The following is a 22,711-nucleotide window of genomic DNA, read 5'->3' on the forward strand; positions in this document are numbered from 1 at the left end:
CACAACACACTGCAATGAAAAATTTTGACATTAACGAAGATCCGCACAGACGCTTCAACCCGCTAATTAACGAATGGGTCTTGGTTTCACCTCATCGTTCAAAACGCCCTTGGCAGGGACAAAACGAAACTATTTCAACAGAAGAACTTCCAAAATACGATCCAACTTGTTATTTGTGTCCGGGAAATGTTCGTGCTAATGGAGTAAACAATCCTGCGTATGAAAGCAGTTTTGTTTTTGAAAATGATTTTGCTGCAATGAAACAGGATGAAATTATTTTTGAAGATGATATTAAACATACTTTCTTTAAAGCAAAACCAGAACAGGGAATTTCGAGAGTAGTTTGCTTTTCGCCAAGACACGATCTTACTTTACCAGAAATGGAAATTGCGGATATTGAAAATATCATCAAAACCTGGCAGAAAGAATATACCGATTTAGGAAACATAAAATATATTAACCACGTTCAGATTTTTGAAAACAAAGGAAGTGTAATGGGCTGCAGCAACCCGCATCCGCATGGACAAATCTGGGCGCAGTCTTCGTTACCAACTCAGGTTGAAAAAACGCATCACAGCTTAAAATCCTATTACGATAAAAATAAAAGAACATTGTTGGAAGATTATGTTCAAGCCGAATTGAAAGTTGGAGAGCGAATTGTAATTGAGAACGATCACTTTGTAGCACTAGTTCCGTTTTGGGCAATCTGGCCTTACGAAACTATGATTGTAAGCAAAAGAGCCGTAAACAAAATCACAGATTTTACCGCTGAAGAAAGCACGGCATTTGCTAAAATTTTAAAGCAGTTAACGACGAAGTACGACAATTTATTTAATACTTCTTTCCCTTATTCTTCAGGAATCCATCAATCGCCAACAGACGGTTTTGATCATCCGGAATGGCATTTTCATATGCATTTTTATCCGCCTTTGTTAAGATCGGCAACTGTAAAGAAATTTATGGTTGGATATGAAATGCTGGGCGAATCGCAGCGTGATATAACACCTGAAAAAAGTGCCGAAATTTTGAGACAGCTTTCAGATGTGCATTATAAGAGTTTAGTAAAAGTGTAATAATTCTAGGTAGAGTTAAGTGCAAAATGAGAAAATTTAACACAAAAACCCCATTATAAATGTAAAAAACACATTTGCTGATGGTTCATTTATAAATTTTTATTCTACATTTGACTTTGGCTTTTATTTTCATAAAAAAACTACGGAAATAAAACACATCTTGCAATTTTAACAAGATTACACAACACAAAAACTAATTTAAAACTAAATAAAATTTAACCCTGTATAATAATTATTTAAAATACTACTAACAATGAACCAAAACCTCGCTTTCGCAGATTATGCGGTTTTTATTATCTATTTTATCGTAGTCTCTGTCTACGGTTACACCGTTTATCGCAAACGTAAACAAGACGAACAAGATGCTAAAGCTTACTTTTTGGCTGAAGGAAATTTAACTTGGTGGGCAATTGGAGCTTCTTTAATTGCTTCTAATATTTCTGCAGAACAATTCATCGGAATGAGTGGTGAAGGTTTCTTTTTAGGAATCGCTGTTGCTGCTTACGAATGGCTTGCTGCCGTTGCACTTATTATTGTGGCTGTATGGTTTATTCCGGTATATCTTAAAAACAAGATTTACACAATGCCGCAATTCTTAAAAACACGTTACAACGAATCGACTGCTTTGATTATGGCGGTTTTCTGGTTGTTTTTGTATGTTTTTGTAAACTTAACTTCTATTTTATATTTAGGAGCAGTCGCTATTAATGGTCTTGCTGGAGGAGAATATCTTCATGTAATCATGGTAGGATTGGCTGTATTTGCCTTGTTTATTTCTCTTGGAGGAATGAAAGTTGTGGCTTACACAGACGTTATTCAGGTTGCTGTATTGATTATTGGAGGTTTAGTAACCTCTTATATTGCATTGACAACTGTTGGACAAGCTTTTGGCGTAGGCGAAAATGCAATCGCAGGTTTCAAAGTTTTAATGAAAGAAGCGCCGGAGCATTTCAAAATGATTATTCCAAAACCAACTGCGACTTCATCTCAATTGGAAATCGATAAATATTTAACTTTCCCAGGTTTGATGTCTTACCTTGCGGGTATCTGGATTATCAATTTAAATTATTGGGGTTGTAACCAATACATTACGCAAAGAGCACTTGGAGCAGATTTACAAACCGCTCGTACAGGAATCTTATTTGCTGGTATGTTAAAATTATTAATGCCGCTTATCGTAATGTTACCAGGTATTGCTGCTTACGTTTTATATACAAACGGACAATTACCTCAATTAGTTGGAGGAAAAGATGGAGCTTATTCTGCTATTTTAACATTCCTTCCAACTGGATTAAAAGGGCTTTCTGTTGCCGCTTTAACGGCTGCGATTGTAGCTTCTTTAGCTGGAAAAGTAAACAGTATTTCTACAATTTATACATTAGATATTCATAAAAAATACATTCAAAAAGAAGCTGGCGAAAAACAACAGGTAAACATTGGTAGAATTGCCGTTTTTGCTGCAATGCTTTTAGCAGTATTATTTACATGGAATGATGTTTTAGGAATCGGCGGTGTTGGAGGATTTACATATATCCAAAAATACACTGGATTCATCAGCCCTGGAGTTTTTGCTATGTTCTTCCTTGGTATGTTCTGGAAAAGAACTACTGGAACTGCAGCGATCGTGGGTGTACTTTTAGGATTCTTATTATCTGTTTTATTCAACGAATACGCTCCTGCTTTATTCGGAAACGAAACACTTTTATACACGGCTTACCCTAACGGAAAAGGAGCTTTCGAAATTCCATTCCACATTTGTATGGGATTATCATTCTTCTTTACAATGTTAGCAATGATCGGAATTAGTTTTGCAGGACCTAAAGTAAATCCTAAAGCATTTGAAATTGATTCTGAAATGTTTAAAGTTAAACCGCAGACAACAGTCTTAATCGTAATTACGTTATTGATTATTGTTGCGCTTTATGTTAAGTTCTGGTAATAAATTATCAGTTCTATTCTCTCTATTTTTACAGCTGTTGTTTGTCATGAACAACAGCTGTAAATTTTTTAAAAAAGTTCTAAAACATAGAAATAAAAGCCACGAATTACACTAATTTCCACGAATTAATTTTGTCAATAAAAAATTCGAGAAAATTAGTGTAATTCGTGGCAAAAAAAAATCACAATAAATTATAATAAAAATCATGCAGTTATCATTAACCAAAAAAATCATTATCGTTACTGGAGGCGCAAAAGGAATTGGTTTAGGAATCGTTAAAGTCCTAGCCGAAGAAAATGCCATTCCGTTTATCGTTGGACGTAACGAAAATGATAACATCAAAGCCGTAGAAGAATTAAAAGCCATTGGAAAGGAAGCCTATCAAGTTGCTGCCGATCTAACAAAACCTGAAGACTGTAAAAAAGCTGTTGAAGCAGTAATCGCAAAATTTGGCAGAATTGACGGACTTGTAAACAATGCCGGCGTTAATGACGGCGTTGGATTAGAGAACGGAAATTATGAAGATTTTGCAGCTTCTCTTCACAAAAATTTGGTTCATTATTATTTAATGGCACAGCACGCTCTTCCATATTTGAAAGAATCAAAAGGTGCAATTGTAAACATTGGTTCTAAAACTGCCGAAACAGGTCAAGGCGGCACCTCTGCTTACGCTGCTTCAAACGGAGGCCGAAATGCCTTAACCAGAGAATGGGCGGTTGAATTATTAAAATACAGCATCCGTGTAAACGCCGTAATTGTGGCTGAATGTTACACACCGCTGTACGAAACCTGGATTAACACTTTTGAAAACAAAGAAGAAAAATTGGCTGCCATTACAAAAAATATTCCTTTAGAAAATAGAATGACGACTGCCGAAGAAATTGCTAATATGGTTGTTTTTCTTCTTTCGGAAAAATCAAGCCATACCACCGGACAGATTATTTATGTTGATGGTGGTTATACGCATTTAGATCGATCTATTTAATTTTTTTTTGCCACGAATTACACGAATTTTCTCGAATTTTATTTACAAAATTAATTAGTGGAAATTAGTGTAATTCGTGGCAACTTTTAAATATTAATTCACCTTCGCATTATTCTTAAAATCTGAAGGCGTTATTCCTTTAAATTTTTTGAAGAGTTTATTAAAATTGGATGCTGTTTTATAACCGCATTCATAAGCAATTTCAGACATGCTTTTATCCGTTTCCAACAATAATTTACAGGCGTTTGAAATTCGGATTTCGTGAAGATAATCGACAAAATTTTTCTTGGTTTTTACTTTAAACATTCTGCAGAAAGAAGTCCGAGTCATATTCGCGACAGCAGCAATTTCTTCCAATGAAATATTCTTTTTGTAGTTCTTATTTACATATTGAAAAACCTCCGAAAGACGATCTTCTTTCGAATCTTTCTGCATCAAAGAATAAATTTCGTCGTTAATGTAAATCTTATCCTGACTTTCGGAAAGAATAGACAAAATCTCAAAAAGTCCGACAATGACCTCAAAATCTTTTTTAGAAACTAACTTCTCCAGTTTCTTGGCAATCTGCTTATTTGTTTTTCCGATAATGGAAATTCCTTTTCCTGCCTGAAAAAAGAGTTCGTTTATTTTTTGAGTTTCTTTTAATTCATAAAAAGTAGGTCCGAAAATATCTTTATGAAAATATACGACAATTGAATTGGCTTTTAAATCTTCAATTTCCTGATAATATTTTTCGTCGTTCAGCCAGACATGCGGAATATCAGAACCTAAAAAAACCATATCTCCGGGCTCAAAAGGCATTACCGAATTTCCGATAATTCTCTTTCCAAAACTCTCTTTAACATAGACCAATTCTAATTCTGGATGCGAATGAAACGGCGCCTGAAAAAAAGGTTCAATGCGATTGAGCACCGAGACTTTTGTGTTGAGATAAGAGGCTATTTTAGTTTGTTCCAATTTCATTCTACAAAGATAATTAAAGATTATACACGGATAATATCAGACTACTAACAAAAGGCTAAAAAAACTAATTTTATTTTTCGTTTACTGCCCAATTTTTAGTGAAAATAAAGTGCTTAACTCATTTCCTAACAACAGCAGACGACAACACAAAAAAGAAAAAAAACAACAAAACAATGCTGGACAATACAACTAAAAAATTAGTCGTAAAACTGCATCCGGACGATAATGTCCTGGTTGCTTTAACCGACTTACAAAAAGGAGAAACTATTCTTTTTGAAAACGAAACTTATGTTTTACAAGACCTCATCAAAGCAAAACATAAATTCTACATGCAGGACATGAAGCAGGGAGAAGAAGTAAATATGTATGGCGTTTTGGTTGGAAAAGTACAGAACGACTTGACAAAAGGAAGTTTGATGACTACCGAAAACTTAAAACATGCCGCAGATCCTTATGCGTACAGAAATGCTTCTTACGAATGGAAAGCGCCTGATGTTTCTAAATTTGAAAACAGAACTTTTAAAGGTTACAAAAGAAAAGACGGACGCGTTGGAACGGCAAATTACTGGCTTTTTGTTCCGACGGTTTTTTGTGAAAATAGAAATCTTGACGTGATCAAAGAGGCGTTGCACAAGCAATTGGGCTATGCTGTAACAGACAAATACAATCAATTTACGCACGAATTACTAGAGGGTTATTTGAACGGAAATGACATTAACGATATTAATATTGAATTAAATCCGACTCCAAAAAACAAGCGTGTTTTTGAAAATGTGGACGGAATTAAATTCTTAAATCACCAAGGCGGTTGCGGCGGAACTCGTCAGGATGCTTCGACTTTGAGTGCTTTATTGGCTTCTTACGCCAATCATCCAAACGTTGGAGGTATCACACTTTTGAGTTTAGGATGCCAGCATTTACAAGTTCAGGATTTTGTAAATGATGTTAAAAGACAAAACCCAGAATTTGATAAACCATTGTTTATTTTTGAGCAGCAGCAAACAGAAAGCGAAGAAGTTCTGATTACAAATGCCATCAAAAAAACTTTTGAAGGTTTAATTGAAATCAACAAATACGAAAGAACCGACGCACCTTTAAGCGATTTATGTATTGGTGTAAAATGTGGCGGAAGTGACGGTTTCAGCGGAGTTTCTGCAAATCCTGCTGTTGGTTATACTTCTGACTTAGTAGTAGCTTTAGGCGGAAAAATTCTTTTGGCAGAATTTCCAGAATTATGCGGTGCTGAGCAGAATTTAATCGACAGATGCGTTACAGAAGAGAAAGCTAAAAAATTCATTAATTTAATGGAGTCTTACGATGAACTTGCTCACAAAGTAGGTTCAGGTTTTCATATGAATCCGTCACCGGGAAATATAAAAGACGGTTTAATTACAGACGCGATAAAAAGTGCTGGAGCAGCCAAAAAAGGCGGTACTTCTCCTGTAATTGATGTTTTAGATTATACCGAATTGGTTACAAAACCAGGGTTAAGTTTGGTTTGTACTCCAGGAAACGATGTCGAAGCTACAACTGGAAAAGCGGCTTCTGGAGCAACTTTAATTTTATTTACAACTGGGTTGGGAACTCCGACCGGAAACCCAGTTTGTCCAGTAATTAAAGTAGCAACCAATTCTGTTCTGGCAACAAGAATGAAAGATATTATCGATATTGACTGCGGACCAATCATTAGCGGTGAAAAATCTATTGAAGAAATGGGCGAAGAAATTTTAGAATATTGTATCAAAGCAGCAAGCGGCGAAATTATTCCAAAAGCAGTACAATTAAACCAAGATGATTTTATTCCGTGGAAACGCGGCGTATCTTTGTAAAAGACTATTAAAAACAACTCATAAAAATTTATATCAAATGTTTTCATTACAAAATAAAAAAGCAATTATCACTGGCGGTGGAAGCGGAATTGGAAGAGCGATTTCGGTTTTATTTGCTAAACAAGGAGCTGAAGTTCATATTTTAGAACTGACTGAAGAAAGTGCAAAAGAAACTATTGAAGAAATAAAATCAAACGGAGGCAATGTTTTTGCTCATGCCTGCGACGTTTCAAACCACGAACAAGTTAATTCGACTTTTGAAAAAATTGGAAATATTCACATTCTAGTAAACAATGCTGGAATTGCACACGTTGGAAAAGTTGATACAACATCTGAATCTGATTTTGACCGTATCATGAATGTAAACGTAAAAGGGGTTTACAACTGTCTTCACGCTTCGATTCCGGCGCTTAGAAGTTCTGGTGGAGGTGTAATTTTGAATTTAGCTTCTATTGCATGCTGGGTTGGTATTCCGGACCGTTTTGCTTATTCTACTGCAAAAGGTGCGGTTATGGCGATGACTTTATCTGTTGCAAAAGATTATTTAAATGATAAAATCAGATGTAATTCTATTTCTCCTGCGAGAGTTCATACGCCTTTTGTAGACGGATTTATTGCTAAAAATTATCCTGGAAAAGAAGAAGAAATTTTCGAAAAATTATCGCAGTCACAGCCAATCGGCCGTATGGGAAAACCAGAAGAAATCGCAACACTTGCTTTGTTTTTATGCAGCGACGAATCGTCTTTCATCACTGGTTCTGATTACCCAATTGACGGTGGTTTTATCAAATTAAACAACTAAAATATTATTTAGCCACAGATTAAAAGAATTAAAAGGATTAAAAAAAAATCTGCTCGATCTGCAAAATCTGCGTGCAAAAAAATTAGCCACGAATTCACGAATTAAAAAGATTAAAAAATTTGTGAAATCTGCGCGAATTAAAATAACCGCGAATTTCACAAATTATGATTTGTAAAAATTCGTGAATTCGTGGCTTAAAAAAATACACATTACTAAAAAAATTAAAATATGAAACTTATTAGATTCGGAGAAGAAGGAAAGGAAAAACCAGGTGTTTTACTAAATGATAAAAGATATGATGTTTCGTCTATCGTAACAGATTACAACGAAGCTTTTTTTGAAAATGACGGTTTAGCAAAATTAGAAGAAGCTTTAAAAAATAACACTTCTTTACCAGAAGTAAGTGATCCAGTTCGTTTGGGTTCGCCTGTTGCACGCCCTTCAAAAATTATCTGCATCGGATTAAATTATGTAGATCACTGCGAAGAAACTGGCGCTGCAATTCCAGAAGAACCAATTATTTTCTTTAAATCTACTACTTCTTTGTGCGGGCCAAATGACAATTTGATCATTCCAAAAAACAGTGAAAAAACAGACTGGGAAGTAGAATTGGCTTTTGTTGTAGGTAAAAAAGCAAGCTATGTTTCTGAAGAAGATGCACCAAATTATATTGCAGGATACTGCCTTTTGAATGATTACAGCGAAAGAGCATTTCAAATCGAACGCGGCGGACAATGGGCAAAAGGAAAAGGTTCTGATACCTTTGCTCCTCTTGGACCAATTATGGCAACTCCAGACGAAGTTGGTGATGTAAATAACTTAAAAATGTGGCTTACTGTAAATGGAAAAACATTCCAAAACAGTAACACTTCAAACTTGATATTTAAAATTCCATTTTTAGTTCATTATTTAAGTCAGTTTATGACATTGCTTCCTGGTGATGTAATCAGTACAGGAACGCCTCCGGGAGTTGGATTAGGAATCAAACCAGATCCAATTTACATTAAAGCAGGAGACGTAATCGAATTAGGAATCGAAGGTTTAGGCACAAGTAAACAAACTGCTGTAGCTTACCAACAAAAATAAAATTATGGCAGATCAAAAATTTTGTCTGGCATTAGACTTAAAAGATGATGCCAATTTAATTGCAGAATATAAACAGCTGCACGAAAATATCTGGCCAGAAATTAAAAAAAGTATTCAAGATGCTGGAATATTGGTATTAGATATTTATTGCACAGGAAATAGATTATTCATGATTATCGAAGGAGATGAAAATTTCTCTTTTGAGAAAAAAGACAAAGCCGACGCTGCCAACGAAAAAGTACAGGAATGGGAAACTTTAATGTGGAAATTCCAACAAGCTTTACCGTGGGCAAAACCTGGACAAAAGTGGATTTTAATGGATAAGATATTTGAACTGTAAAATTCTATTCTTAAAAGACAAAAAGAGGATTCCAATATGGAATCCTCTTTTTGTTTGGAGCATAGTTATATTTTAAAATGAAATAAATTATTTATTTAATCCTTTTAATTACTTTTAGCTGCAAAAAATAATCTCAATTAACCAAAAAAATGAAAAAACTAATTATTGCATGCTTCCTTATTTCAGGAGCTTTGTCTGCACAGGACATGAATGTTGTTCATGGAAACTTCGATTTTCTAAAAGATCAAAAAGAAATTAACACTGAATTTGATTATAGTAATTTTACTATGATGAAAGAAAACAAACCTGAATCACAATATGTTGAAGAGCATAAAGCTGATTTAGATAAAAAAGCAAAAGGAAACGGAAATCTTTGGGAGAAGAGATGGATTGTTGCCAAAGAACAAATTTGGACTCCTAAATTTTTAGAAATTGGAAACATTGTAATGACAAAAGCCCATAAAGAAGTGAATTTTCAGGAAGGCTTAAATACACCTTATACTTTGATTGTACAAACCGTTTGGATTTACCCAGGCTGGGATGCCGGAATTATGAAACAGCCTGCAAAAGTAACAACCAATTTGAAATTTGTTGAAACGGCAAATAAATCAAATGTATTACTGGAAATCACTAGTGTTGATGCACCCGGAGATCAGTGGGGAAGCAACTTTAACAATGAAACCAGAATAGGCGAAGGGTTTGCAAAAACAGCAAAATCGTTATCTAAGCTTCTATTAAAAAAAGCATTTAAATAATAATATTGAATATTCCGTAGGAATATCTCATAGGTAGAAAAAATATTGTCATTTTGCATTAATGTCCTGTAGGGACATCTGATTTACGGAAATAATATACCTAAATCAATTAATCAAACGTTCCTACGGAACGTTCAACCGTAACTCAAATTTAATTTCTACCGACGACACATTCCTACGGAATGAATCTAGAAAATGTGAATTATCTTTCTATAAAAAAGCCCTAATTATTAGGGCTTTGTTCTTTTTGCATATTCAGTAAATACGCCATATTGGCTATAACATGATCGTGTTTTTTGACAAACGGATTCTCTTCATTCCAAACATAGCCTGCCAGTACAGAACAAATTTTTTCTTTTACATCTGGATTTTCAGGCTGATGGAAAAACAAAGTCTGCAGATTTCCAGTGTACCATTCTTTCACGTAAGTGGTAAAAACAGCGATACCGCTTTTCATATATTGCGTAAATTCAACTTCCCAATCAACAGGAATTCCCTGCGATTCTTTCAAATATAATTTGGCTGCCAGCATTCCAGATTCGGTTGCAAAGGCAACTCCAGAAGAAAATACTGGATCTAGAAATTCAGAGCTGTTTCCCGTAAGGGCAAAACCATCTCCGTACATTCTTTTTACGGCTCTTGAATAATTTTCTAGTTTTACCGGTTCGAATAAAAACTCCGTTCCTTTAAATCGTTTAATATAATAATCTGATTTTTGAATAGCATTTTTCAAAGCCTCAGCATTATCTTTATTTTCAGAAAGCGAATTGATAAAATCTGTCGGACCTACAACTCCCAAACTCGTATTTCCATTTGAAAACGGAATTACCCAAAGCCAGACTTCCGTTTCCAGAATATCAAATGAAATTTGAGTTCCTTCTTCGCCTTCTGGTCTGTTAATATCTTTTACGTGTGTAAATATCGAAGAATGCGGATCTAATTGTGACGGCGTATCCAAATCTAAAAGTCTTGGCAGCACACGGCCGTATCCACTCGAATCGATAATAAATTTAGCGTGAATTTCTTTTAGATTTCCGGCTGCATCTTTTACGATTGTTTTTGAATTTTTCCCTTCAAAAGAAACTTCCAAAACCTCAGTTTCAAATTCTAAGTCAATTCCTTTTCGCACAATTTCCTGTGCCATTGTATTATCAAAATCTGCTCGGGGAACCTGCCAAGTCCAATCCCAGCCCTCGCCAAATTTTTTACTAAAATCAAAAACACACATTTCTTCGCCTCTAATAAAACGAGCCCCTAATTTTTTTTCAAAGTTCATTGCATCAAGTGCCTCAAACAATTCTGCTTCAGCAAAATGATCCATAACCCGAGGAATAAGGCTTTCACCCACCACCAGTCTCGGAAACTTTGTTTTTTCTACAACTTTAACCTTAACATTGTTTTTATAAAGATAGGATGCCGAAACACAACCAGATGGCCCTGCACCAATCACTAAAACATCAACAAACTCCTTTGTCATATTAGAATTATTATCATTAATTAGCCTACATTTGCCTACATCAAAATAACTACATTTATTTTGATAAATAAAATTAAATTAGCACAACCAAAAACGATTTAATGAATACAATTAATGAATATTTAAGTTTAACAGAATTCGAATCCATAATCTTTGGAAATCAAAAAGTTAAAATTAGCGATGTAGTTCTAAACCGAGTTAATGAAAGTTTTAATTTCTTGAAAGAGTTCTCAGGAAATAAAGTTATATACGGCGTAAATACAGGCTTTGGTCCAATGGCTCAATATAGAATTAAAGAGTCTGATCAAATTCAACTGCAATATAATTTAATTAGAAGCCACTCTTCTGGAACAGGAAAACCTTTAAATTCAGAGTGTGCAAAAGCAGCCATTTTAGCAAGATTAAATACGCTTTCTTTAGGAAACTCAGGAGTTCATCCTTCTGTAATTCATTTAATGGCAGAATTAATCAATCGAGATATTACGCCTTTAATTTTTGAGCACGGTGGTGTTGGTGCCAGCGGTGACTTGGTACAATTATCACATTTAGCTCTAGTTTTAATTGGCGAAGGCGAAGTTTTTTATAAAGGCGAAAGACGTCCGACTCCGGAAGTTTTCGAAATCGAAGGTTTAAAACCAATTCAGGTAGAAATTAGAGAAGGTCTGGCATTAATCAACGGAACTTCTGTAATGACAGGAATTGGAGTTGTGAATGTGCATTATGCTACAAAATTATTAGATTGGTCGTTAAAAGCTTCTTGTGCAATTAACGAATTAGTACAGGCGTATGATGATCATTTTTCAGAAGAATTAAATCAAACCAAACGTCACAAAGGACAACAGGAAGTAGCTCAAAGAATGAGACAAAATCTTTCTGACAGTACTTTGATCCGCAAAAGAGAAGACCATTTATATTCTGGTGAAAACACCGAAGAAATCTTCAAAGAAAAAGTTCAGGAATATTATTCATTAAGATGTGTACCTCAAATTTTGGGACCTGTTTTAGAAACAATCAATAATGTTGCTACTATTCTGGAAGACGAATTTAACTCGGCAAACGACAACCCAATTATAGACGTAAAAAACAAACACGTTTACCACGGAGGAAATTTCCACGGAGATTATATTTCCCTTGAAATGGATAAACTGAAAATCGTTATTACCAAATTAACGATGCTGGCAGAACGTCAATTGAATTATTTATTGAATTCAAAAATCAACGAAATTCTTCCTCCATTTGTAAACTTAGGAACATTAGGATTTAATTTCGGAATGCAGGGCGTTCAGTTCGTTGCCACTTCAACAACTGCCGAAAGCCAAATGTTATCAAATCCAATGTACGTTCACAGTATTCCAAACAACAATGATAATCAAGACATTGTAAGTATGGGAACAAATGCTGCCGTGATTACATCAAAAGTGATTGAGAATTCTTTTGAAGTTTTAGCTATCGAATTAATCACAATTGTTCAGGCAATTGACTATTTAGGACAAAAAGATAAAATTTCGTCTGTTACTAGAAAATGGTATGACGATGTTCGCAATATAATTCCAGAATTTAAAGAAGATCAGGTAATGTATCCTTTTGTTCAAAAAGTAAAAGATTATTTGATAAACAGTTAAATCTGTATTTCACATTATTAATATTGAATTTTAAATCATGAAAAAATCACTTATTTTTTTATTGCTGTGCTGCATTCAATTTGTTAATAGTCAAGAATTGGCATTAGTTAAAAAGAATTCTAAAATTGGATATCTTTCTAAAGATGGATCTTTTAAAATCGAGCCTCAATACAAATCTGCCAGAAGTTTTTCTGAGGGATTGGCTGCTGTAGAAAATGGCGGCAAATGGGGTTTTATCGATACAAAAGGAACTTGGGTAATTCCAGCCGATTTTAAAGATGCTAAAGATTTTAACAACGGAATAGCAGTTGTACAAAAAGATAAGGATTGGGTTTATATTAATACAAAAGGTGAAATCCAGAAAGCGCCCGCTTCAGACAAAGTATTTGATTTTAATGACGGCGTTGCTTTTATCAGACAAAACAATAAAGTGGGTTTGATCAATAATAAAATGGCGGTTGTTTTAGAACCAAAATACGATCAAATCAAACCTTTTGAAAATGGTTTTGCAAGAGTGGAACTCAACAAAAGTTGGGGAATTATAAATGCTGACGGAAAAGAATTGGTAGAACCGGTCTATGCTGAAATTGGTAATTATTTTAAAAACACAACTTGGGCGAGAAAAGACAAAACTTTCGGATTGGTAAGCAGCGGGAAATTTATTCCTGTTGATGGAGCTGAAAAGATCTGGGATTTTGAAACGCAAGATTTAACTTTTGCTAAAAAGAACGGAAAAATTGGATACATCGATTTAAAAGGAAATTGGGCTATTCTTCCTATTTATGATAAAGGAAAAGCTTTCTCCAAAAATCTAGCACCAGTTTTAGTTGGAAAAAAATGGGGATTCATTAATCCAGAAGGAAAATTTGTTATTGAACCAACTTACAGCGATGCAGAAGTTTTCAGTACAAATGGTTTGGCTCCGGTAAAAGAAAGTAATTGGGGATTCATCAACGAATCTGGAAAACTGGTAATTCCAACACAATACGGCATTACAACAAATGCAATTATTGCAATGTTTACGCAGCAAGATAAAGGATTTATTGATGGTGTTGCCCGAGTAAAAAACGAAGGAAAATGGGGGTTTCTAAAACCTGACGGAACAGTATTAGCGAACCAGTGGTTTGAAAATGCTGAACTGTTTTCTAAAAGTGCAGAAAAACCACAGGCAGTTGCAGCTCCTTCTGAAAAACCAAAACAAGAAACTAAGCCAGCGGCAAAACCTGCAGCAAAGCCAGCAGCGAAAAAAAAGAAATAATAATTATCTCCAATAAATTATAAAATTTGCATAAATAAAATTGCTCTTAGAAAAGCGATTTCATATATGGCGAATCAAAATAAAAACCTACATAAATGAAGTGTGTATTAGTAACAGGCGGTTCTAGAGGAATTGGAAGTGCGATTTGTAAAAAATTAGCCGTAGAATCCGATTATCATATTCTGATTAATTATCATTCGAATAAAACAGCTGCCGAAGAGACATTACAAGAAATACAAAAATTAGGTGCAACAGGAGAAATTTTAGGTTTCGATGTTTCTAATTTTGAACAAGTGCAAACTGTTCTTACGCAATGGCAGGAAGCAAATCCTGAAAAATTGGTTGAAGCAATTGTAAACAATGCCGGAATTACAAAAGACGGTCTTTTTATGTGGATGACTCCAGAAGACTGGAATGGTGTTTTGAATACAAGCGTAAATGGTTTTTTTAATGTTACGCAATTTTTCATTCAAAAAATGTTACGCAATAAATATGGCCGAATTGTAAATATGGTTTCGGTTTCTGGAGTAAAAGGAACTGCCGGACAAACCAATTATTCGGCTGCAAAAGGCGCAATTGTTGCGGCTACAAAAGCTTTGGCACAAGAAGTTGCAAAACGAAATATTACCGTAAATGCCGTTGCACCAGGTTTTATCAGAACAGATATGACGAGTGAATTGGACGAAAAAGAATTACTAAAGCTTATTCCAGTAAATCGCTTTGGCGAAGCCGAAGAAGTTGCAGATTTGGTAAGCTTTTTGATTTCTAAAAAATCAAGTTATATTACCGGAGAAATTATCAATATTAACGGTGGAATATATTCTTAAAGAATACTATGTTTGCGAGATTATTTTAAGTTTTTTAAACATAGAAATTGCTCGCAATCCCGATAGCTATCGGGAGCAAAGTCGTAAAGTTTTATTTTAAAACTTAAATAAAGAAAACTCTTTTGTGACTTTGTGAGATTAAAAAACTTTATGACTCCTATATTTGCGAGGTTATTTTAAGTTTTTTATTTAATGCTGAAAAATTGCTCGCAAAGACGCAAAGTCACAAAGTTTTATTTTAAAACTTAAATAAAGAAAACACTTTGCGACTTCGCGACTTTGCGAGATTAAAAAATAAAGAATAGATTAAAAAAACTTTACGACTCCTATATTTGCGAGGTTATTTAAGTTTTTTTATTTAATGCTGAAAAATTGCACGCAAAGTCGCAAAGTTTTATTTTAAAAACTTAAATAAGAAAACCCTTTGCGACTTCGCGACTTTGCGAGATTAAAAAATAAAGAATAGATTAAAAAAACTTTGTGACTCTGATTAAAATTATACCTAACGGATTAAAAAATTACTTTGAAAGACCATGAATAGAAGAGTTGTAATTACTGGAATGGGAATTTATTCTTGTATCGGAACTTCTTTAGACGAAGTAAAAGATTCGTTATACGAAGGAAAATCTGGTATTCAGTTCGATTCTGAACGTAAAGAATTTGGTTTCCAATCTGCTTTAACCGGAATGGTTCCAAAAGCTGATTTAAAAAATTTATTGACACGCAGACAGCGTATGAGCATTGGTGAAGAAACCGAATATGCTTATATGGCCACTATAGAAGCTTTGAAAAATGCTAATATCGACGATGCTTTTTTTGATGAGCATGAAGTAGGTATTATGTACGGAAACGATAGTGTTTCAAAAGCAATCATTGACGCAACAGATATTGTACGCGAGAAAAAAGACACAGCCTTAATTGGTTCTGGAGCTATTTTCAAATCGATGAATTCTACAGTAACAATGAATCTTTCGACGATTTTTAAACTTCGCGGTATTAATTTAACTGTTAGTGCTGCTTGTGCGAGTGGTTCTCATTCTATAGGATTGGCTTATTTTTTAATCAAAAGCGGTTTTCAAGACATTGTAATTACTGGCGGTGCTCAAGAAATTAATAAATATGCCATGAGCAGCTTTGATGGATTAGGTGTTTTTTCTAACCGAGAAAGCGATCCTCAAAAAGCTTCAAGACCTTTTGACAAAGATCGCGACGGATTAATTCCGAGTGGCGGTGGTGCTACTTTAATTCTAGAAAGTTACGAATCTGCTATTGCACGCGGCGCCACAATTATTGCAGAAATTGGCGGTTATGGGTTTTCTTCAAACGGAGGACATATTTCTACTCCAAATGTCGATGGACCAGCAACAGCTATGAAACGCGCACTCGATGATGCAAAAATAAAAGCTTCGGATGTTGAATATATAAATGCCCACGCAACCTCAACTCCAGTTGGTGATGCAAACGAAGCAAAAGCTATCTTCGAAGTTTTTGGTGAACGAAATCCGTATATAAGTTCAACAAAATCAATGACAGGCCACGAATGCTGGATGGCGGGAGCCAGCGAAATAATCTATTCTATCCTAATGATGCAGTACGATTTTATCGCTCCAAACATCAATTTGGAAAATCCAGATGAAGATGCATCAAAATTAAATTTAGTTAAAACTACGTTAAACAAAAAATTTGACATATTTTTGTCCAATTCTTTCGGTTTCGGAGGAACCAACTCTGCGTTGGTGGTTAAAAAGTTTAAATTGAACGATGAATAAAGAAGAGATTATAGCAAGAATAAATGGTTTTTTAGTTGATGAATTTGAAGTAGACAATGACGATATTGAACCAAATGCTAATTTAAAAGATACACTTGGGTTAGATAGTCTGGATTATGTAGACTTGGTTGTTTCAATTGAAGCAAACTTTGGTGTAAAACTGGTTGAAGCAGATTTTGTTGGAATTTCTGATTTTCAAAGTTTCTACGACCTTATTGAAACCAAAATAAAAGCCAAATCAGCTTAAATGAGTCAATGGGATGGTAAGTCCAAAGGAACTGTTTTAGGTTATAGGATATTCGTTTTTTTGATTCAAAAAGCGGGTGTTAAATCTGCGTATGTTTTACTTTATTTTGTCGCTTCGTATTATTTCTTATTTCTAAGAAAAAGCAACAAATCCATTTTCTATTATTTTAAAGAAAGGCTTCAATACTCCTATTTCAAATCTAAAAAAATGGTTTTCAAAAGTTATTACACTTTTGGGCAGACCATTATTGATAAAATTTCTATTTCTGCTGGTCTTCGAAATAAATTCACTTATGAATTTGACGGAATCGAAACGCTTAAAAAATTACTAGCCGAGAAAAAAGGCGGTGTTTTAATAAGCGCGCACGTGGGAAATTTTGAAATCGCCGAACATTTTCTTGGCGATATCGATCTTAATTTCCAGATTAATTTAGTTACTACAGATTTAGAACATTCTGCAATAAAAAATTATTTAGAAAGCGTTACTCAAAAACCAACCGTAAAATTTATTATTATCAAAGAAGATTTGTCTCATATTTTTGAGATCAATGCGGCGCTGGCCAATAACGAATTGGTTTGTTTTACTGGCGATCGTTATTTTGAAGGCACTAAATCTCTATCAGAAAATATATTGGGAAAAGAAGCAAACTTTCCTGCCGGACCATTTTTAATCGCTTCAAGATTAAAAGTTCCTGTTGTTTTTGTATATGTAATGAAAGAACCCAATCTTCATTATCATTTATACGCAAGAGAAGCCGAAGTAAAACACAGAGACGAAAAAGCACTTTTAAAAGAATACGTTAAAAGTGTAGAAAGCATTCTTAAGAAATACCCGCTTCAATGGTTTAATTATTTCGATTTTTGGAATGCCTTTAAGGGTTCATAGATGCAAAGGCTCAAAGGTTAAAAGGTTTTTTCGAAAAAATAGTCTGCGTTAATCATTTAATCTGTGGCAAAAAAAATCTTGCAATTTGCTGCGAAACCTAATTCGTTAAACAAGGAAATTCGTTTAAATAAATTTGCCTATTTTTGCTAACCACCAAAGCCAAAAACCTAAATGAAAAATGTTTTAATAATTTATTATTCTCAGTCGGGACAACTGGAATCTATTGCAAGAAACATTGCAAAACCATTTCTAAACTCAGAGGAAATAAATCTCACTTTTCACGAAATACAATTAGAAAAACCATTCCCTTTTCCATGGAATAAAGATTCTTTTTTTGATGCTTTTCCAGAATCTTTTTTACAGATTCCGACTGCATTAAAACCTGTTTCAGCAGAAATTTTAAATACAAAATTTGACTTGGTTCTTTTTCATTATCAAGTTTGGTATTTGTCTCCTTCCATTCCGATTAATTCATTTTTGAAAAGTGACGATGCGAAGAAAATTTTGAATAATACGCCTGTTGTAACCATAAGCGGTTCTAGAAACATGTGGATTATGGCGCAGGAAAAAATTAAAGTGCTTTTGAAAGAAGCAAACGCAGATTTGGTTGGAAACGTCGCTTTGGTAGACCGTGTTGGAAATTTAATCAGCGTTATAACAATTGTAGAATGGATGTTTTCTGGTGTGAAGAAAAAATACTTAGGTATTTTTCCGCTTCCGGGAGTTTCAGAAAAAGATATACAAGAATCGAGTAAGTTTGGAGAAATCATACTGGATTCCTTTAACAAGAATAATTTAGCTGCTTTACAGCCAAAATTAGTCGACGCTGGAGCTGTAAAAATAAGTTCGTATTTAGTAACTGTTGACAAAACGGCCAATAAAATTTTCAATAAATGGTCAAATATCATTTATAAAAATCAAAAAAACCGAAAACAGCTTCTTAAAGTATTTAATGTTTATTTATTCCTTGCGATATGGTTAATTTCACCAATAGTGTATATATTGCACCTTATTACCTACCCGCTTAAGTTTAAAAATATAAAAAAGCAAACTCAATATTATCAAGGAGTTTAGAAGACGAAATTTAGATTATGTTTGAAGTATATATTACAAAAGCTGCAAAGTATTTGCCAAATGAAGCTGTTTCTAACGATGAAATGGAAGCCTATTTAGGACTTATCAACGATACTGCCTCAAAAGCAAGACGTATTATTTTGCGCAATAATAAAATTACAAGCCGATATTACGCTGTTGACCAAACTGGAAAAAGCACACACAGCAATGCCGAATTAACGCGAAATGCTATTTTGCCGTTATTCGACGAGAATTTTACGCCTCAGGATTTAGAAGTACTTTCATGCGGAACCTCAACTCCAGATATTTTCCTGCCTTCGCACGCTGCGATGGTTCATGGTTTGCTAAAAAACAAATCGGTAGAATTAAACTCTTCAACTGGAGTTTGCTGTGCGGGAATGAACTCTCTTAAATTTGGTTTTCTTTCCGTACGCTCTGGAAATTCAAAAAATGCAATCTGCACAGGATCAGAAAAAGTTTCGACCTGGCTGAATGCCAAAAAATACAATCACGAAGCAGACAATTTAAAGGTTCTTGAAGAACAGCCGATTATTGCTTTCAAAAAAGATTTTTTACGCTGGATGCTTTCTGACGGTGCTGGAGCTTTTTTATTAGAAAACCAGCCAAGAGGACCAATCTCTCTTAAAATAGAATGGATGGAAGCTTTTTCGTATGCTTACGAATTAGAAACCTGTATGTATGCCGGCGGTGACAAATTAGAAAACGGAGAAATAAAATCATGGAGCGATTACGCACCTGAACAATGGTTAAACGAATCTGTTTTTTCTATCAAACAAGACGTAAAATTGTTGGATGAATTTATTCTTTCAAAAGGTGCCGAAAGCATGAAAGATGCGATGGACAAAAACAATGTTACATCAGACGATATTACTTATTTTATTCCTCACGTTTCTTCTAACTTTTTTGTGGAAGGATTGAAGAAAGGATTAACAGAAAAAGGAATCGGAATGAGCGATGATAAATGGTTTATGAATCTTTCTAGAGTAGGAAATGTTGGCTCTGCCTCTATTTATCTAGCTTTAGAAGAATTAATGAATTCAGGGAATTTGAAAAAAGGAGACAAAATTCTTTTATCAGTTCCAGAAAGCGGAAGATTCTCTTTCGCGTATGCGTACTTAACGGTTTGCTAATGGAAACAATGGCGCTTTTAGAAAAAGAAACTGTAGAAAATTTATTGCCGCAAAAGTTCCCTTTTGTAATGGTTGATGCTATGCATTCTTATACCGAAACTTCTTTGGTTTCTGGTTTAAAAATTCAGCCCGATAATATTTTTGTACAAAACAATACTTTTCTGGAAGCAGGTTTAATTGAGCACATGGCACAGTCTGTTGCGCTTCATACGGGTTACCAGTTTTTTTTAAAAAACGAAATTGCGCCAACTGGATACATTGGTTCAATTAAGGAAGTTGAAATAAAAAAACTGCCGGAATTAAACGACACTATTCAATCTGAAGTAACTATTCTGCAGGAATTTGCAGGAATAACTTTGGTGAATATCGTGACTACATTGAATAACGAAGAAATTGCAAACGGGCAAATGAAAACCGTTTTAGCTAAATAATATGATTTTGAAAACCGGCGTTGACATACAAAATTATTTACCGCACCGAGCACCAATGCTTATGGTCGATTTAATTTTGGATATTGATGCCAACTTCGTAGAAACCATTTTTTTGATCAAAGAAGACAATATTTTTGTACAGAACAATGTTTTTATTGAAGCAGGTTTAATTGAAAATACAGCACAGACCTGTTCTTCGATTGTTGGAAAAAAATATTTTTTTGACGAAAACGGAACAGAAAATGAGAACGTAAATGTAATTGGATTTATCAGTGCCTTAAAAAATGTAAAAATTCATGCGCTGCCAAAAGTTGGCGATACCATAATTACCAAATCAGATTTAGTTTCAAAATTTGCCGGCGACGATTACACTTTATGCACGATGAGCTGTCAAAGTTCTGTCGAAGACCAGATACTGTTAGAATGCGAAATTAATTTGTTCATTCAAAAAACAATCTCGGTTGGATAATCCAAAAAAAATCATTTTACATCTTGTAATTCGAATCGGAATTTTGATTCTTTTACTTGCCGTGGTTTTCTTATTTTGGTATTTTACCTTTGATCCTCACAAATTTTGTGATGAAAACGGACATAAACATGTCGATGGCGGTTTAGGAATGTTTATTGTTTTATTTCTAATAACCCAAATGTTTTATTTAGCATTACTGGTAGAAATGATTTATTTATTTGTGAAGAAAAACAGAATTTTAGCTTTCGCAAATCTTGGATTTTTAATGATTAGTTTATGTTTAGTGTTAGGCTTTATGCTTATAACAAATTAAATTAGCAATATGGAAAAAGATAAAGTACCTCAAGATAAAAGCAACTTAACAAAAAACAATGTCAAGGAACTTTTATATGCTACTGACGAAAACGGCAATTACACCACAACCTTAAGTACAGGCTGGGAACCCAAAACAATTGCATTATCGAATTCTATCGATGAAATAAACGAACGTATTGCCGATGCCAGACAACAGGTTTTAAATGGCGAAGTTAGTCCGATTGTTTATTTTATGGAAGTAAACAAAATGGATTTGACGATTTTAGCAAGTTATGTCGGACTTTGGAAATGGCGCGTAAAAAGACATTTTAAACCAGAAGTTTTTGCCAAACTAAACGACAAAATCCTAAAAAAATATGCCGATACTTTTGAAGTATCAGTCGAAGAATTAAAAAACAGCATCACCAAATAATGGAATTATCTTTCACACATCATCAGTCTGCTCACTGTGAGAATGGAGTAGCGTCGAATCTGCTAAAAAACAGCGGACTAAACATCAGCGAACCGATGGTTTTTGGTATTGGCTCTGGTCTTTTCTTTGTCTATCTTCCTTTTATAAAAGTCAATTATGCGCCAGCAATCAGCTATAGAACTTTGCCGGGACAGATTTTTAACAAAGTGGCAACCCGTTTAAATCTAAAAATAAAAAGACAAAAATTTTCTTCTGCTGCAAATGCAAACAAAGCTTTAGACGAAAATTTAAAAAATAATATTCCAACCGGATTACAAGTTGGGGTTTATAACTTAAGTTATTTTCCAGACGAATATCGTTTTCATTTCAATGCACATAATTTAGTCGTTTACGGAAAAACCGAAACCGACTATCTAGTAAGTGATCCTGTTATGGAAACCGTTACGACTTTAACACACGAAGAATTAGACAAAGTACGTTTTGCAAAAGGAGCATTCGCGCCACGCGGCCAAATGTATTATCCAATTCAAATTCCAAGTGAAGTCGATTTAAAAAGCGCGATCATTAAAGGAATCAAAAACACCTGTCGCGATATGCTTGCGCCAATGCCAATTGTGGGTGTTCGCGGGATTAAATTTGTTTCGAAGCAAATTAAAAAATGGCCCAAAAAACACGGTACCAAAAAAGCCAATCATTATTTGGCACAAATGGTTCGCATGCAGGAAGAAATTGGAACTGGAGGCGGTGGTTTCCGTTTTATTTATGCCGCATTTTTACAGGAAGCTTCGGTTATTTTAAATAATGACGAATTGAAAACACTTTCTCAGGAAATGACAAAAATTGGAGATTCATGGCGTGATTTTGCTGTTGAAGCTTCCAGAATTTACAAAAACAGAAGTGCCAAAGAAGACGCTTATAACTCTATTGCCGATGAACTTTTGGACATTGCCAATAGAGAAGAAATCTTTTTCAAAAAATTAAAAAAAGCCATCAGTTAAGATA

General features: G+C 34.4%; 23 protein-coding genes. 21 read left to right on the forward strand and 2 right to left on the reverse strand.

Features of this window, described 5'->3' with window-relative positions; genetic code table 11:
• Window positions 1-14 precede the first annotated feature (14 nt).
• The 3 genes from BSF42_RS08970 to BSF42_RS08980 all read left to right on the forward strand — a co-directional run bounded on the left by BSF42_RS08970 (window position 15) and on the right by BSF42_RS08980 (window position 3,997).
• Entirely contained in the window at window positions 15-1,073 is a 1,059-nt protein-coding gene (locus BSF42_RS08970; RefSeq protein WP_095952755.1) for a UDP-glucose--hexose-1-phosphate uridylyltransferase, read from the forward strand.
• A 253-nt stretch (window positions 1,074-1,326) separates the two neighbouring features.
• Window positions 1,327-3,012, forward strand: coding sequence for a sodium/sugar symporter (locus tag BSF42_RS08975; protein ID WP_095952756.1), 1,686 nt, complete (start codon window positions 1,327-1,329; stop codon window positions 3,010-3,012).
• A gap of 205 nt (window positions 3,013-3,217) precedes the next feature.
• Complete coding sequence (locus BSF42_RS08980) at window positions 3,218-3,997, forward strand: SDR family oxidoreductase (protein WP_095952757.1); 780 nt, start codon at window positions 3,218-3,220, stop codon at window positions 3,995-3,997.
• Window positions 3,998-4,090: 93 nt separating this feature from the next.
• Here BSF42_RS08980 and BSF42_RS08985 read toward each other — a convergent pair whose 3' ends face one another.
• Window positions 4,091-4,960, reverse strand: a complete 870-nt coding sequence (locus BSF42_RS08985) for an AraC family transcriptional regulator (RefSeq protein WP_095952758.1) — start codon at window positions 4,958-4,960, stop codon at window positions 4,091-4,093.
• Between the two features lie 173 nt (window positions 4,961-5,133).
• Between BSF42_RS08985 and BSF42_RS08990 the strand changes: the two genes are divergently transcribed.
• From BSF42_RS08990 to BSF42_RS09010, 5 genes are all read left to right on the forward strand, one after another.
• On the forward strand, window positions 5,134-6,789 hold the full coding sequence (locus tag BSF42_RS08990) for a UxaA family hydrolase (protein WP_095953020.1): 1,656 nt from the start codon (window positions 5,134-5,136) through the stop codon (window positions 6,787-6,789).
• Between the two features lie 37 nt (window positions 6,790-6,826).
• On the forward strand, window positions 6,827-7,591 hold the full coding sequence (locus BSF42_RS08995; RefSeq protein WP_095952759.1) for an SDR family NAD(P)-dependent oxidoreductase: 765 nt from the start codon (window positions 6,827-6,829) through the stop codon (window positions 7,589-7,591).
• A 228-nt stretch (window positions 7,592-7,819) separates the two neighbouring features.
• On the forward strand, window positions 7,820-8,677 hold the full coding sequence (locus BSF42_RS09000; RefSeq protein ID WP_095952760.1) for a fumarylacetoacetate hydrolase family protein: 858 nt from the start codon (window positions 7,820-7,822) through the stop codon (window positions 8,675-8,677).
• A gap of 4 nt (window positions 8,678-8,681) precedes the next feature.
• Entirely contained in the window at window positions 8,682-9,017 is a 336-nt protein-coding gene (locus tag BSF42_RS09005) for an L-rhamnose mutarotase (RefSeq protein ID WP_095952761.1), read from the forward strand.
• 149 nt (window positions 9,018-9,166) lie between these two features.
• Window positions 9,167-9,772, forward strand: a complete 606-nt coding sequence (locus BSF42_RS09010; protein WP_095952762.1) for a hypothetical protein — start codon at window positions 9,167-9,169, stop codon at window positions 9,770-9,772.
• A gap of 223 nt (window positions 9,773-9,995) precedes the next feature.
• Here the strand turns inward: BSF42_RS09010 and BSF42_RS09015 are convergent, their stop codons facing one another.
• Complete coding sequence (locus BSF42_RS09015) at window positions 9,996-11,249, reverse strand: NAD(P)/FAD-dependent oxidoreductase (protein WP_095952763.1); 1,254 nt, start codon at window positions 11,247-11,249, stop codon at window positions 9,996-9,998.
• Between the two features lie 101 nt (window positions 11,250-11,350).
• Here BSF42_RS09015 and hutH point away from each other — a divergent pair, with 101 nt between their 5' ends.
• The 13 genes from hutH (at window position 11,351) to BSF42_RS09080 (ending at window position 22,707) form a co-directional block, all read left to right on the forward strand.
• Entirely contained in the window at window positions 11,351-12,871 is a 1,521-nt protein-coding gene (gene hutH, locus BSF42_RS09020) for a histidine ammonia-lyase (RefSeq protein WP_095952764.1), read from the forward strand.
• 37 nt (window positions 12,872-12,908) lie between these two features.
• Window positions 12,909-14,129: a WG repeat-containing protein gene (locus BSF42_RS09025; RefSeq protein WP_095952765.1), complete on the forward strand. Its 1,221-nt coding sequence runs from the start codon at window positions 12,909-12,911 to the stop codon at window positions 14,127-14,129.
• A 95-nt stretch (window positions 14,130-14,224) separates the two neighbouring features.
• Window positions 14,225-14,956 carry a 3-oxoacyl-ACP reductase FabG gene (gene fabG, locus BSF42_RS09030; RefSeq protein WP_095952766.1) on the forward strand — a complete coding sequence of 244 codons (732 nt, stop codon included), beginning with the start codon at window positions 14,225-14,227 and terminating at the stop codon, window positions 14,954-14,956.
• Between the two features lie 533 nt (window positions 14,957-15,489).
• On the forward strand, window positions 15,490-16,725 hold the full coding sequence (locus BSF42_RS09035) for a beta-ketoacyl synthase (RefSeq protein ID WP_095952767.1): 1,236 nt from the start codon (window positions 15,490-15,492) through the stop codon (window positions 16,723-16,725).
• Complete coding sequence (locus BSF42_RS09040) at window positions 16,718-16,972, forward strand: acyl carrier protein (protein WP_095952768.1); 255 nt, start codon at window positions 16,718-16,720, stop codon at window positions 16,970-16,972. Before BSF42_RS09035 ends, BSF42_RS09040 begins: the two co-directional genes overlap by 8 nt.
• Window positions 16,973-17,857, forward strand: coding sequence for a lipid A biosynthesis acyltransferase (locus tag BSF42_RS09045; protein WP_095952769.1), 885 nt, complete (start codon window positions 16,973-16,975; stop codon window positions 17,855-17,857).
• A gap of 171 nt (window positions 17,858-18,028) precedes the next feature.
• Complete coding sequence (locus tag BSF42_RS09050) at window positions 18,029-18,931, forward strand: hypothetical protein (RefSeq protein WP_095952770.1); 903 nt, start codon at window positions 18,029-18,031, stop codon at window positions 18,929-18,931.
• A 17-nt stretch (window positions 18,932-18,948) separates the two neighbouring features.
• Window positions 18,949-20,082 (forward strand): beta-ketoacyl-ACP synthase III, encoded by a 1,134-nt coding sequence (locus tag BSF42_RS09055; protein WP_095952771.1) that lies wholly within the window; start codon window positions 18,949-18,951, stop codon window positions 20,080-20,082.
• Window positions 20,082-20,513, forward strand: coding sequence for a hypothetical protein (locus tag BSF42_RS09060; protein ID WP_095952772.1), 432 nt, complete (start codon window positions 20,082-20,084; stop codon window positions 20,511-20,513). The genes BSF42_RS09055 and BSF42_RS09060 overlap by 1 nt, the downstream gene beginning before the upstream one ends.
• Before the next feature lies 1 nt (window position 20,514).
• Complete coding sequence (locus tag BSF42_RS09065; protein ID WP_172426663.1) at window positions 20,515-20,982, forward strand: ABC transporter permease; 468 nt, start codon at window positions 20,515-20,517, stop codon at window positions 20,980-20,982.
• Complete coding sequence (locus BSF42_RS09070; RefSeq protein ID WP_095952773.1) at window positions 20,975-21,295, forward strand: hypothetical protein; 321 nt, start codon at window positions 20,975-20,977, stop codon at window positions 21,293-21,295. The genes BSF42_RS09065 and BSF42_RS09070 overlap by 8 nt, the downstream gene beginning before the upstream one ends.
• A gap of 9 nt (window positions 21,296-21,304) precedes the next feature.
• A complete protein-coding gene (locus BSF42_RS09075) occupies window positions 21,305-21,709 on the forward strand; it encodes a hypothetical protein (protein WP_095952774.1) in 405 nt (134 codons plus the stop codon).
• Entirely contained in the window at window positions 21,709-22,707 is a 999-nt protein-coding gene (locus BSF42_RS09080) for a BtrH N-terminal domain-containing protein (RefSeq protein WP_095952775.1), read from the forward strand. The genes BSF42_RS09075 and BSF42_RS09080 overlap by 1 nt, the downstream gene beginning before the upstream one ends.
• The last annotated feature ends 4 nt before the right edge of the window (window positions 22,708-22,711 follow it).

The sequence above is a fragment of the Flavobacterium sp. ACN6 genome (assembly GCF_002304005.1).
Lineage (GTDB): Bacteria > Bacteroidota > Bacteroidia > Flavobacteriales > Flavobacteriaceae > Flavobacterium.